We start from the raw sequence: 13,754 nt of genomic DNA on the forward strand, positions 1-13,754 counted from the left end.
TGGCAAAAAACGGGCTTTCAACAACAACTGAAAAGCCGTGCTCGTTCGCTAAAAAGCCACCGATTTAAGGCGTAGTCCCGTGTCTTCGGGTAAGCCAAAAACGAGATTTAAATTCTGTACAGCATGGCCCGCTGCGCCTTTCGTCAGGTTATCAATAACGCTCGTGATCAGCAACTGCCCGTCGTGGACTTCCAGATGAAGCAGGCATTTGTTCGTATTGACCACCTGCTTTATATCCACCGGGGCATCGCTGAGGTGCGTAAACGGGTGCACTTCGTAATAAGTGCGGTACAACGCTTTTGCGTCGTCCAGGGTTCCGGCAAACGGCGTATACACGTTGGCCATAATGCCGCGGGTGAAATCACCCCGGTAAGGCACAAAATTGATTGCGTGTGTAAAGTCGGGATCGAGCTGGTTTAAACTCTGCCGAATTTCGGCCAGGTGCTGGTGCGTGAAGGCTTTGTAAATGGACACGTTATTGTTCCGCCACGTAAAGCCCGTTGTTGGCACCAGTGCCTGACCCGCTCCCGTGCTGCCCGTGATGGCGCTTACCTGCACATCGGCCGTGAGCTTTCCGGCTTTAGCGAGGGGCAACAGAGCCAGTTGAATGCTGCTGGCAAAACAACCGGGATTAGCAATGCGCATCGCTTCCTGGATACGCTCCCGATTCAGTTCCGGAAGACCATACACGAAATCGTCCTGCTCGTCGCGGAAATCGGCGCTAAGATCAATCACGGCAATGTCGTCGGAGACCTCATGCTCGGCCATAAAGGTAGCCGAAGCGCCATGTCCCGAACACAGGAATATAGCGTCCAAACCTTCCTGAGCCAGTAACTCAGGAATATCCTGGCCCGAAAACGTCAGGTCGGTATCACCCAGCAAGTCCGTGTGCGTTGACCAGACGGGTTTTCCGGCCTGGCTTTTGCTGTGCGTAAACGCTACCTCAATAAACGGGTGATTGATCAGAATACGCAGCAATTCGCCACCCGTATACCCTGCTCCGCCAATAATACCTACCGAGATTTTATCTGTCATGCTTTCTTAACAACCGTCGTTTGTAGCCATTGCAGGGCCTGATTAGAAACCTCTTCGTTGAACTGGTCAACGTAGATACTCGTAAAACCAGGTCGGTCAATGGTCAAATCACGGCTGAATTGGTGATTATGAAATACTAGCTCTGGGTAGTTTGCCAGAGGAAAAAACTGTAGCCCGGTTCCATTTTTGAAAAAAGAAACGGTCGGGCAAAAGATGGAACACAAATGAGCGGGTAACGATTCCAGCGTGAACGCAATCGTCGTCAGCTCCGACAAAGCCGCGACCTCGGATAAAGACAGCAGATTCACCGCTTTATGAAGCCGATCGCGCTGATCGGGGTAGTCGTCGGCCAACTGATCCATTAACTGGGTCGTTTGCGGCAACTGACCACAACCCACCAGCAGACAATCGGTTTCGTCGAGTAACTTTCCAACCAGTTGTTGCCAAAAACTATGGGGCAAAAACCGGCTGGGTTCACCACTTTCCGGGAACAGCGCGAGCACCGGACGACCATCCAGAAAAGGTAACTTCTGCCGAACCGTTCGGCGGGCTGCTTCCGGAAATTTAAAGTACGGCTCGATGTCCGATAAACCGGCGTGTACCCCAATGGAGCGCAGCATAGCCAGCATGACGTCCAGGTGATGAAACTCGCCATCGGGCAAAAAGTACTCGTCATCCAGTAACCCCCCAAATCCCCGTGACCCGAAACCAATCGCTTTCTGCACCCGAATAGAGGGCAGCAGGAAATGCATCGGCGAATCCGAGAACCTGACATCGATCGACGCTGTGTATGTTTCTTCTTTTAAAGCCTCAATAGCCGCTTTTGTGGTACGAATATGATCACGCCATTTAGCAATCAGACTGATTGACCGGCGGTTTGTGTTGGCATGATTGAGGTGAATCAACCGGCGGATATACGGATTATTGGCCAGGATCGGATCACACCAATCCCCCGCTACCACGTCGATGACGCAGGCAGGATGGGCCCGTTTGACAAGCGGAAACAGGTAAGACAACGTCAGGGCATCGCCCAGATGCCCTGACGTCATGAATAAAAACCGAGGAGTATTGGCATCAACCTCAACGGGTATTCTCCGCCTATGGTAACCCCGCGCATAAGCATCTACGGCGACATCGAGTAGCTGCAATGGATACGAAACGCTGCGGGGCGCGCAATATTTTCTCGGCTTACCGATCACTGATTATTGATTTTCTCGTAGATCATCACCTGGTTAGAGGCAACTTTCGAGAAGCCCCGCACATCGTCTCCGGTCCAGGCGTTGTTCATTTCGCCATAAGAACCAAATTTCGACGACATTAGATCATGATCCGACTCAATACCGAGCACCTGGAAGCGATAAGGAGCTAACAACACATGCACTTTGCCCGAAACATGCGCCTGTGAATCGGCCAGAAAAGTTTCGATATTTCGCATGACGGGGTCCATAAACTGGCCTTCGTGCAACATAGTACCATACCAGTTAGCGAGCTGCTCTTTCCAGTACAGTTGCCACTTACCCAGCACATGTTTCTCCAGAGTATGGTGCGCTTTGATCAGAATCAATGGGGCCGGTGCCTCAAAGCCAACCCGGCCTTTGATACCAATGATCGTGTCGCCAACGTGAATATCGCGGCCAATGCCGAATGGACCAGCCAATTCGGTAATTTTCCGAATCGCATCAACCGAATTCGCGAATTTCTCACCGGCAACTTCCTTAATTTCTCCGTGCTGGAAGACGAGGGTGATGGTCTCCGGTTCCGTTTTGCTTACCTGCGTTGGCCAGGCCGATTCGGGCAGGAACTGATCCGATGTCAGGGTTTCTTTTCCGCCAACCGATGTGCCCCACAAGCCCTTGTTGATTGAATAAGCAGCTTTGTGCCACTCCTGATCAACTCCTTTTGCCTTCAGGTATTCAATTTCGGCTTCGCGCGACAGGCGCAGGTCACGGATGGGCGTAATGACTTCTGCATCGGGCGCAATAATCCGGAACGCCATATCGAAGCGCACCTGGTCATTGCCAGCCCCGGTACTACCGTGTGCAATGGCTGTCGCGCCAATTTCGCGGGCGTATTCGGCGGCAGCAATGGCCTGAAAAATCCGTTCGGCACTTACGGAGAGCGGATACGTATTGTTTTTCAGTACGTTACCAAATACCAGAAACTTCAGGCATTGCTGGTAATAGTCATCCGTTTTAGAGATCGTCACGTGGGATTTCACCCCCAGCGAGTAGGCCCGTTCCTCAATGGCTTTGAGTTCGTCATCCGAGAAGCCGCCCGTATCGACCAGCACCGAATACACATCCATGCCCCGGTCTTCGGACAAATATTTAACGCAGAAGGAGGTATCGAGACCTCCGCTAAAGGCAAGAACTACTTTTTGAGACATCAGAAGAAGAGACACCCGGCGCGTTTACGCCTGTTGTCAGAATGGTTTTTGCGGGGCAAATATCGGGCTTTCAGCGTTATGTTGCACGAATGAATTGAGGAGAGTTACAACAACACCAGCAAACTTCCCGGCAAAATCCGCACGTTGGCCACACCCGAAGCTAACGTCAGTGGTTCCCCGTCGGCGTGAATCAACAAAGGGCCATCTGCCTGCACGGTTGCTTTGGTGATGGATTGCCCGCGCCAATAGGCTGATTGGTTGAGTGTTTTATTGAACAGACGCCAGGTAAGCATACCGGCTGCCTGTATGGGAAAAGGACGAATTTCGCACTGCTCCAGCCGACCATCGGCGATGTTGGCGGTAGGCGCCATCCAGGCATTATTACCAAACTGCCCGGCATTGGCAAACGTGAGCGAAAATATTGTCCGCTCCTGATTATCGACGGTAAACGAATGGGCTTTGTATTGCCGGAACGCCTGAAACGCGGTTCGGATATAGGTTGGCAAGCCCCGCACCGGTTGTTGGGCGAAGGCATGGGCCACGTAGGCTTCGAAACCCAGTCCGGCTGTGCAGAAGAACGGATGCTCGTTAATTTCGCCACTGTCAATCACCACCGGTCGGCCGTTGAGTGCGCGTTCAATGGCTTTTATGGGGACCAGCGGAATGCCCAGATGCCGCGCTAACCCATTTCCGGAACCAATAGGAACGATGCCGAGCGCGGTTGCCGATCGGCGGAGCGCCTGAGCCGTTTCGTTGATCGTCCCATCGCCCCCAATGGACAGCACCCGATTGACACCCCGAGCAACGGCCTCTTTGGCCAGTTCGGTAGCATGACCGGGATGGGTTGTGAAGATAGCTTCGGGGGCAAAGCCGAGTGCCTCCGCCCGACGCATAAAGGCGTCCTGAAGCAGGGCTTTCTGGGCAACGGTCGTGGTGCCAGACAGCGGATTTATAATGGCCAGAACGGCCGAGCGATTAGCCACTCAGGAGAAAAAGATAAACATGATCAGAATAAACACGACGATAAACACATAGTACCAACCGTCGGAGAAGATATACGGTTTGTAATCGTCGTAGAATTTGCGGACTCTTTTCATCGGTTGTTACGGAAAATCTGCCGTAAAGATAATCAGTTTGCCGCTGGTATTGACGAATGCAACGAGCCTAAGCGTGGTTTGACGGCCCGACTTAATACCGGCCACCAACTTTTCGGCGGTTCAGGCTGGTGTTGCCATCGATAGCGGGCAAGCGATGGGGGCGATGGGTCATCCCTGTCGTATCCGTCAAGGCGGTCAAAAAAGCGACCAGGGCCTTTTGCTCCCCTTTTGTCAAATTGAGAGCTGCTTCGGGCAGGGTTTGTTCCTCGAGCGGAATACCGATTCCCCGGCCGCCACCCCGATTATAAAAATCAACGACCTGCTCCAGCGTTTGATAGACACCGTTATGCATGTACGGCGCGGTCAGGGCTACGTTTCGAACGCTGGGCGTTTTAAAGGCAAATCGATGCCGGTTTTTCTGGTACGTAGTATATTTTCCCGAGTCCTTATCTAGTCTGGCATGCTGTGTTTTCCGACGAAGCGGCACGCCAATAATTTCACTCTCCGTTTTTTCGTAATGGGGTGGCACAAACCCATTATAGACAGGAAAAAAATGGCAGGTAGCACAGCGGGCTTTGCCCAGAAATAAGTTGAAACCCAATTGTTCCTGATCCGTCAACGCTACCGGCTCTCCCCGCAAATAGCGATCAGGGCGGGCATTTAACCCCGTCAGGCTCCGGACATAACAGGCCAGCGCATTGCGCACATTCGGCGCGGTCAATCCGGTGAGGAAAGCCTCGGCGAAGGCTTTTTTATACGCCATACTGGTCCCAAGTTTCTGCACGACCTCTTCGGGCGACGTACGCATTTCATGCGCATTACTCAGCACATCATGGGCCTGATCTTCGAGGTAAAACGCACGGGAATCATAAAATTGAGCGTTTTGCAAACCCGCATTGATAAGCGTAGGCGCGTTCCGAAGACCTTGCTTGCGACCACTGAACGAACGGCTTTTACGTCGTCCATCGGTAAATGCCCGCTCGGGCTGGTGGCATGAGGCACACGTTCGGGCGTTATTGCCCGATAGTAAGGGTTCAAAGAAGAGAGTTTTGCCCAGCGCTACTTTCTGAGGGGTGCTGATAAACGCCCCAAAATTAATGAGATAGTCGGGCCGGAAGGCGCCCGAATCCGAGAGCGTTGCCACGGTTGGCGACAGAAAGCGGCTGGTGCCAGCGGCCGGAATGCCAAGCTCCTGCCGGGCCTGTTGCAGCGCCCGGCAAAGCGGATAAAGTTGTTGCCGGATAAAGCTAACCCGATCAAAATCAGTAAAGTCCGGTGCCGTTTCCAGGACTCGAATCGCGTCCGTCCATCGTCGCTCAAGTTGAGCAGCCCTAGGCGCGGACAGGCGTTTGGTATACGGCTTAAAAACATCCTGAAGTACGTGAAGGCTCAAAGCGGCTTCCGATAGCCCTGTTCGAGCTTCCGGGGCATCGTAGCCCGTAATTCCTGCGGTCAATAGTCGGAATAGTTGCTGCCGCATGGCATCTAACAGGTTGGTATCCGTTAACTGATCGACGGGAATACCCTGCTCCAGACGAGACACGTAGCCTAGCAATACGGTTAATTCGCGGGTCAAGTCTGCTTTTCGAGACGGGTCGTAGATCGGGAACAGAAATGGCTCGATCACTTGCAGCCCCGTGGGAAAGATGGGGGTTTGCCCTGGTTCGGTTCCTTCAACTTCTACGACCGGGGGGCCATTTACGTGGCTTGCCAGAAAGGGCTGATAATAATCCAGCAGCCATTCAAGGCGTTTATAGGCCAGCCGGCTTCGGATAAAAGCGGCCCTGAGCGAATCGGTGGGTGCGTCGGTAGCCACGTACCCGACTAATTGCTGTACCTGTTGCTGAAACGTTCGTTTATCGGCCAGAAACTGGCTGTAAACCGCTGGGCCAACCGGCACTTCATCCGTAGGCAGAAAAGCCAGACTACCTACCGCCAATAAAAACAAACGAAGTCTGCGATACATAATGTCCTCTATTCTGCCTTTGTGGCAACGGAATGCCGGTTAACTCATTTCGCCGAGACAACCCGCTGCCAGTTATCCAGCAACACAGCCGTTGCAATGCCCACATTGAGGGATTCGGCATCACCATACCGGGGAATCGTAACGCGTTTGGTCACGTACCGCTCTGTTTCGGGACGAATTCCATTGGATTCATTGCCCATGACCAGATAGCCTGCTACGCCGAAATCCAGTGTGTGAACGTCTTCGCCGTCCAGAAAAGCGCCATATACGGCACTGCTGGACTGTTGCAGAACGGACTCGATATTGCCATACCACCAGCTTACCCGCGTAAACGACCCTTTACTGGCCGAAATAACTTTTGAGTTGTATACATCGGCGGTGGTTTCGGAGCATAGCACTTTACGAACGCCATACCAATCGGCAATGCGGAGAATAGTGCCCAGGTTACCCGGATCACGAATATCATCCAAAATCAGAACAATCTCATTGGGTTCGGCCAATAGGGGGCGGTTCTCTTTCGTTTTGACCACAGCCAGGGCTGCATTATTACTTTCGAGGGTTCCGGCCCGCTGAAGGTCGGCCACTGACGCAATTTCGACGGGCGTTCGTTGGTGGTCTGTCAGGTGAGCGTTTTCTTTGTAGAATTCTTCAGTCGCTACCAGCAGTTCCGTCTGAAAATCGGACTGCAACACTTCCTGAACACTCTTGGCTCCTTCGACCAAAAACGCGCCATGCTGCTGCCGATATTTTTTCTGATGCAGCGACTGAATATATTTAAGTTGATTTTTAGAAAGCATGAGTAAGCTATATGATCTGGGATGTAAGGTGTATGATTGGTTGACGGGCTATGCATCATCTACCCTACTCGCTACATCGCGAATAAGCCTATGGCTACTGGTCGCGTCGTTGTCAGGCTGTTTGAGTTCAAAGCAGTTGAAAACGAACGGATACATCCTCACCGCCCAAACGGTGCGGGGGAATCGAGCCATATCCAGTGAAAACCTGCTGGGCCTGATTCCACAAAAGCCGAACCGCCGACTGCTTGGCTTACCCATTACCACCCAACTCTGGTTTTATCAGCTTGGTCAACGCAACTACAACCGGGAAGCCGCTATTCGCGACCTGCAGGCCAAAACTAACGAATTTGAACAGCAAAGCCAGCTTGTGGCCAGCCAACCCAATGAACTTAAGAAGTTGAACCGGCGCTATGGACGCCAGTTGAAGCACCTTCGGCAGAAGGCCGAAGAGGGAAACTGGGTCATGCGCAATCTGGGTGAGCCGCCCTCCTACTTCTCCGAAAAAGATGCCCAGGCCAACGTGGCGAAGATGCAGAAGTACCTCTCAGATAAAGGCTTTTTCAACGCCAAGACAAGTTATACCCTTGATACACTTCGCCGAATCCAGATTCGAGTCAATTACCAGGTTACTGAAAACGAAGGCTTTTATTTGCGAAACATCGTGTATGAAATTGCCGATCCGCGCGTCGATTCCATCGTTCGACAATCGTTCGATAAATCAAAACTCCAGGTAGGCGAGCGATTTGATTTTGACAATATGTCGGGCGAGCGGCTTCGTATTGAAACATTGTTACGCGATCAAGGCTATTACACCTTCTCCCGGCAATACATCCGGGCCACCGATGTCGATACCGTTCGCCGGGGCAACGACCGCCGTTTTCGTTTGGGCCTCGAACCGGGCGACTCGTCCCGGCGTAATGTCGATGTAACGCTGCAAATCATGAATCCGCCGGGCCAGTCAGCCCACCCAATTTATCACATTGGTCAGGTAGAGATGCAGATCAGTTCAGCAGAATCCCTTCCAGCAGTCGATAGATCTGCAGATTCTACGGGGGCGGTAAGCTTACCCGTTGTGCCTATTGTCCAGTTCGATACGGTCAATCGCAACGGCGTCCGGTATTTGCTCAGTGGCCGTAACTTATCCGTGCGCTTGCTGGATTCAAAGATCCTGCTCCGCCCCTATCAACTGTTTAACCAAAGTAATTATCGGGACACCCAACGGCAGCTCTTTCTGCTGAACCAGTTTAAATTTGTCAACATCAATTTTATTGATACGACTAAGCGCCAGTTAAAAACCCTCATAACAGCCACACCGTTAGACAAGTATGAAGCAACGGCCGAAGGGGGATTCACGGGTCTGCTCTATCAGGGCGCCGGGTATCCGGGTGGATTTGGCAGTTTGATATTCAGGGTTCGCAACATGTTTGGCGGCCTCGAAACGTTTGAAACCACGCTCCGGTATGGACTTGAAGCACAAACCGGCTTTGTCCCGAACCCTGACAACCCAAAACAGGCTGTCTATACGTCTCAGGAGTTAGGCATCAGTAGCTCCCTTACATTTCCTCAACTTCTGTTTCCAGGACGCCTTCGCTTTGCGTTTAATCGATTTGCCCCCCGAACGCAAATTAGTTTAAGCTTCAATAATACGTTCCGGCCCGACTTCAGGCGGTCGCTTCTACGGGCTACGATGGCTTACACTTGGCAAACGACACCGACCAAACAGTTTAGTTTTTTAATTGCTGACATAAACCTCATCAACGCGGGAAATGGTAGCGTATCTGTTATCAGTGAAGCGTTTAACCAGCAATTGAAGGACCTGACAGCGCAGGGTAGCACGGTTTATCTAAGCTTTCGGCGCTCATTAAGTTCGAGCTTTAGTTTTGCCTATACCTATAACACGAACGTTCCGGGGCAAAACCGACGCGCTAACTTTTTACGCACCGTTATCGAATCAGGTGGAACAACACTCAATTTCGTCTCGAACAAAACGATTTCTCGCTGGAGCGATACACTGACCGGTATCGGATTGCAGTTTTATAAGTTCTTGCGGGGCAACGTCGATTTCCGCCACTATATCCCCATTCGGAACCGTACAACCGTAGCGTTTCGCATCAACACGGGCGTAGCCTATGGGTATGGCCCCGACGGCGGTCCGGTTCCCTACGAAAAATTCTTTTTCGCCGGAGGAAGCAACAGCGTTCGGGCCTGGTTGCCCCGGCGTTTGGGCCCAGGTTCTGCGTTCCCTTACCAAACGGACCCCTCTATGCCCGCCATCAATAAGGACAATCAACAGTTTATCTATCTATTCGAGCAACCGGGCAATGTACTCCTCGAAGGATCGGCGGAATTGCGCGGACGACTGTTTCATCTGGGAGCAGACGTAAACGGAGCTATTTTTGTCGATGCGGGCAACGTCTGGACGCTACGGGATAATCCCTCCCGGCCGGGGTCTGTTTTTCGGTTCGATACGTTTTTCCCCCAGATTGCGGTTGGTACGGGGGTCGGCTTACGGTTTGATTTCTCCTTTTTTGTCGTTCGTTTCGATGGAGGTATCAAGGTTTGGGACCCCGCCCGGCGCTACATGAACGAAAAGAACGAATTAGTAGACAAGCGATTTATCCTCCCTGAGTTCTCTTTAGGTAAGTTGACAAGCGGCCCTAACCCATTGGTTATCAACTTTGGTATTGGCTATCCCTTCTGATTAGTACTGAATTGGTTTGTGTTGAGTGAGTAGTCTCTACTCCATGGTTCGCGTCTTTACGGACTACGGAATCCAATTACCCATCATGCACGTTTCGGCTTAAGGTATTTTAACGTCAAATACTGCCAAAATGACAGCATTATCGGGGCTTTCTTCGTAATTTTACGGTTCCGTAAGCAAACAATGATTCACGACCATTGATTATCAACGGATCATGATCATCGACTTTAGACTATTATGACGCTCATACCCGAACTGACTATACTTCAACCCGCCGATAAAGAGCAAATTGACCTTCCCCGTACATCGGAAGATGAATTGGCTGTAGGCAAAAAACGGCTGTATATCGAAAGCTACGGTTGCCAGATGAACTTTGCCGATAGCGAAGTCGTCGCGGCCGTCATGCGCAATGCAGGTTATGCGACGACCTCATCGGCCACCGATGCGGATGTCATTTTTCTGAATACCTGTGCCATCCGCGATAATGCGGAGCAAAAGGTTCGCCACCGGCTGAAGCACCTTATCGGCCTCAAACGCCTGAAGCCCGAACTCATGGTTGGGATACTCGGCTGCATGGCCGAACGCCTGAAAACCAAACTCCTCGAAGAAGAAAAAGTGGTGGACATCGTGGCCGGGCCCGACGCCTACCGCGACATTCCCAAGCTGGTCGAGGAAGCCGAATCGGGCCAGAAAGCCGTCAATGTTTTTCTTTCCCGTGAAGAAACCTACGCCGACATTGCGCCTATCCGCCTGAATTCCAATGGCGTAACGGCTTTTGTTTCGATTATGCGTGGTTGCGACAACATGTGCAGTTTCTGCGTCGTCCCCTTCACACGGGGCCGCGAACGGAGCCGCGATCCGCACAGCATTGTCCGCGAGGCCCAGGATCTTTTCGATCAGGGGTATCGGGAAGTGACGCTGCTGGGGCAGAATGTGGATAGTTATAGATGGGTATCCGAGGCACTAGGCGCAACTCCTGACTCCCCGCTCCTCGCTCCCAATACAATTACTTTCGCGCTCCTGCTCGAACGGGTAGCCCAAATTCATCCCGATCTTCGGATTCGCTTCTCGACCTCGCATCCAAAAGATATTACCGACGACGTGCTGCACACCATGGCTCGGTACGACAACATCTGCAACTACATCCATTTGCCCGCCCAAAGCGGCAATAGCCGGGTGCTGAAGTTAATGAACCGGACGTATGACCGGTCCTGGTATATAGGCAAGATCGACCGGATTCGCGAAATTTTGGGCGACGACTGTGGTATATCCACCGACATGATTTCGGGCTTCTGCACCGAAACGGAAGAAGAACATCAGGAATCGCTGTCGCTCATGGATTACGTGCGCTACGACTATGCCTACATGTTCGCTTACTCAGAACGGCCGGGTACGCTGGCGGCAAAAAAATACGCCGACGATATTCCGGAAGACATCAAGAAACGTCGTCTGAACGAAATTATCGCTCGTCAACTCGGTCATTCTGCCGAACGAAACCAACGACACATTGGGCAGATACAGCGTGTGCTGATCGAAGGCCCTTCCAAACGATCCGATGACTTTCTTTGCGGCCGGAATGACCAGAATAAAATGGTCGTTTTCCCGAGAGGAACCCATCAGAAAGGACAGTACGTCAATGTGTTAGTGACAGAATGCACGTCGGCAACATTACGGGGAGAGGTTGTCTAGTTCGTGGTTCGTAGGTTGTGGTCCGCTACAAACTACAAACCACAAACCACAAACAAAGAATGAATCAACAGGAAATTCAAAGCGTCAAACAACGCTTCGGTATAATAGGTAACGCGCCCGGCCTCAACTACGCCATCAACGTAGCGATGCAGGTAGCCGCTACCGATTTGACCGTGCTCATTACGGGCGAAAGTGGTAGTGGTAAAGAATCTTTTTCCAAGATCATCCACAGCCTGAGCGCCCGAAAACACGGTCAATTCATCGCCATTAACTGCGGGGCCATTCCGGAAGGTACCATCGACTCTGAACTATTTGGCCACGAAAAAGGCTCGTTTACGGGCGCTGTTGATTCACGGAAAGGCTATTTTGAAACGACCAACGGAGGCACCATTTTCCTGGATGAGATCGGTGAAATGCCCCTGGGAACGCAGGCCCGCTTGCTTCGTGTGCTTGAAAATGGTGAGTTCATTCGGGTAGGTTCATCCAAAACCCAAAAAACGGATGTACGGGTCGTCGCAGCGACCAACGTCAATCTGATGGAAGCGGTGGAAAAGGGTAAATTCCGGGAAGACCTCTATTATCGGCTCAACACGGTACCCATTTTCGTGCCTCCTCTGCGCGAACGCGGGATGGACATCGAACTGCTGTTCCGCAAGTTCACGACCGATTTTGCCGAACGGTATCGTATAAAACCCCTGCAACTGACCGACGCAGCCAAACAGGTGTTGGTGCAGTATCCGTTTCCGGGAAATATCCGGCAGCTAAAAAACATTGCCGAACAGGTATCCATTCTGGAATCGGAACAGAATAAGCCGATCGACCCTGAAACGCTATCGAAATACCTGCCGCAGCAGCAGACGCCGAACCGGACAGTAGCCTTGTTTCCACAGGCAAACGGCGGTGCAGGAGCGGACAATTTCTCGGAACGTGATCTGCTTTACAAAGTGCTGTTCGATATGCGCCGGGATGTCAATGATCTGAAAAAACTCGTTCGCGATGTGCTGATGGGCAATGGCCAGGACACCGGGCAGATTCTGCATACCCATAAAGACTTATTCGATTCGATTTCCTCGGACATGGACAGCCGACCATTAGCCGAAACGAACACAGCGCGGCTGCTACCCCCCGTCAATGGGAGCGTCAGACCCGAAGCGGTCCCCCCCCGAGCGTCGGCTCCACCCTCAGAAACGTATGGTAGCCATCCGCCCGTACAGATTTACGATGATGTGGATGGTGATGTGAACGACCTCACCGAAGTAGAAGACGTAACCCACGAAACAGAAGAAGATGATTCACTCTCGCTCGAGCGACAGGAGAAAGAAATGATTCTGAAAGCCCTTCGGCGCAACAACAATAAGCGAAAGTATGCTGCTCAGGCACTCGGTATTTCGGAGCGTACGTTATATCGGAAAATAAAGCAATATGAAATTGATGAAGAGTAAGTTAATGAATGATAACTTAAGAATGATAAATGATAAACGCATAAATAAATGGCTCAGACAGAGCCTGTTATCACTCATCATTCTTAGTTCGTCATTTATCAGTCAATCCTGTGGGGTCTATTCGTTTACGGGAACAACGCTCTCACCTGCCATTAAAACGGTTACGGTCAATAACTTTACGCTGGCAACGGCGGGCGGCCCGGCGAACTTGCCCCTTACGTTCAACGAACGACTAAAGGAGTACTACCAGCGCTATACGAATCTGAAGGTTGTCCCCAACAACGGCGATATGGTTCTGGAAGGGAACATTACCGGCTACGATCTGCTGGCCGTTGCCCCAACCGCCCAGGATCAGGCGGGCGTCAACCGGCTTCAAATCACCGTTCTAGCCCGGTTTTATAATAACAAAGACGAGACAAAGAATTTTGAACAGTCCTTTTCTTTCTACCAGGATTTCCCTCAGGGTCAAACATTGAGCCAGAACGAAAGTCGACTGGTGCCCAAAATTCTGGATCAGATCGTCCTGGATATTTTCAATAAGACAGCAGCTGACTGGTAAAATGAATGATGAATGATGAATGATGAATGATGAATGATGAATTGTTAGCATTTTTTACTACTAATCATTTATAATTCACCAT

Annotated in this window: 10 protein-coding genes; 4 read left to right on the forward strand and 6 right to left on the reverse strand. The window is 51.5% G+C overall.

Annotation, left to right across the window (positions count from 1 at the left end; translation table 11 throughout):
- Window positions 1–48 precede the first annotated feature (48 nt).
- The 6 genes from argC to ACYVAM_RS08300 all read right to left on the reverse strand — a co-directional run bounded on the left by argC (window position 49) and on the right by ACYVAM_RS08300 (window position 7,281).
- Entirely contained in the window at window positions 49–1,035 is a 987-nt protein-coding gene (gene argC / locus ACYVAM_RS08275; RefSeq protein ID WP_461065806.1) for an N-acetyl-gamma-glutamyl-phosphate reductase, read from the reverse strand.
- Complete coding sequence (locus ACYVAM_RS08280; protein ID WP_461065808.1) at window positions 1,032–2,084, reverse strand: glycosyltransferase family 9 protein; 1,053 nt, start codon at window positions 2,082–2,084, stop codon at window positions 1,032–1,034. Before ACYVAM_RS08280 ends, argC begins: the two co-directional genes overlap by 4 nt.
- Window positions 2,085–2,230: 146 nt before the next feature.
- Entirely contained in the window at window positions 2,231–3,421 is a 1,191-nt protein-coding gene (locus ACYVAM_RS08285) for an argininosuccinate synthase (RefSeq protein WP_461065810.1), read from the reverse strand.
- 104 nt (window positions 3,422–3,525) lie between these two features.
- Entirely contained in the window at window positions 3,526–4,404 is an 879-nt protein-coding gene (locus tag ACYVAM_RS08290; RefSeq protein WP_461065812.1) for a diacylglycerol/lipid kinase family protein, read from the reverse strand.
- 205 nt (window positions 4,405–4,609) lie between these two features.
- Window positions 4,610–6,484 carry a cytochrome-c peroxidase gene (locus tag ACYVAM_RS08295; RefSeq protein ID WP_461065814.1) on the reverse strand — a complete coding sequence of 625 codons (1,875 nt, stop codon included), beginning with the start codon at window positions 6,482–6,484 and terminating at the stop codon, window positions 4,610–4,612.
- Window positions 6,485–6,528: 44 nt separating this feature from the next.
- The gene (locus ACYVAM_RS08300; protein ID WP_461065816.1) at window positions 6,529–7,281 is read right to left on the reverse strand and encodes a TrmH family RNA methyltransferase; all 753 of its coding nucleotides are present in this window, start codon (window positions 7,279–7,281) and stop codon (window positions 6,529–6,531) included.
- Between ACYVAM_RS08300 and tamL the strand changes: the two genes are divergently transcribed.
- The 4 genes from tamL to lptE all read left to right on the forward strand — a co-directional run bounded on the left by tamL (window position 7,280) and on the right by lptE (window position 13,672).
- Window positions 7,280–9,982, forward strand: a complete 2,703-nt coding sequence (gene tamL, locus ACYVAM_RS08305; RefSeq protein ID WP_461065818.1) for a translocation and assembly module lipoprotein TamL — start codon at window positions 7,280–7,282, stop codon at window positions 9,980–9,982. The two genes, ACYVAM_RS08300 and tamL, sit on opposite strands and share 2 nt — an antisense overlap.
- A gap of 237 nt (window positions 9,983–10,219) precedes the next feature.
- On the forward strand, window positions 10,220–11,671 hold the full coding sequence (miaB, locus tag ACYVAM_RS08310) for a tRNA (N6-isopentenyl adenosine(37)-C2)-methylthiotransferase MiaB (protein ID WP_461065820.1): 1,452 nt from the start codon (window positions 10,220–10,222) through the stop codon (window positions 11,669–11,671).
- Window positions 11,672–11,730: 59 nt separating this feature from the next.
- A complete protein-coding gene (locus tag ACYVAM_RS08315; RefSeq protein ID WP_461065822.1) occupies window positions 11,731–13,113 on the forward strand; it encodes a sigma-54 interaction domain-containing protein in 1,383 nt (460 codons plus the stop codon).
- A gap of 22 nt (window positions 13,114–13,135) precedes the next feature.
- Window positions 13,136–13,672, forward strand: coding sequence for an LPS assembly lipoprotein LptE (lptE, locus tag ACYVAM_RS08320; RefSeq protein WP_461065824.1), 537 nt, complete (start codon window positions 13,136–13,138; stop codon window positions 13,670–13,672).
- Window positions 13,673–13,754: the final 82 nt, after the last annotated feature.

The organism is Spirosoma horti, assembly GCF_054776595.1.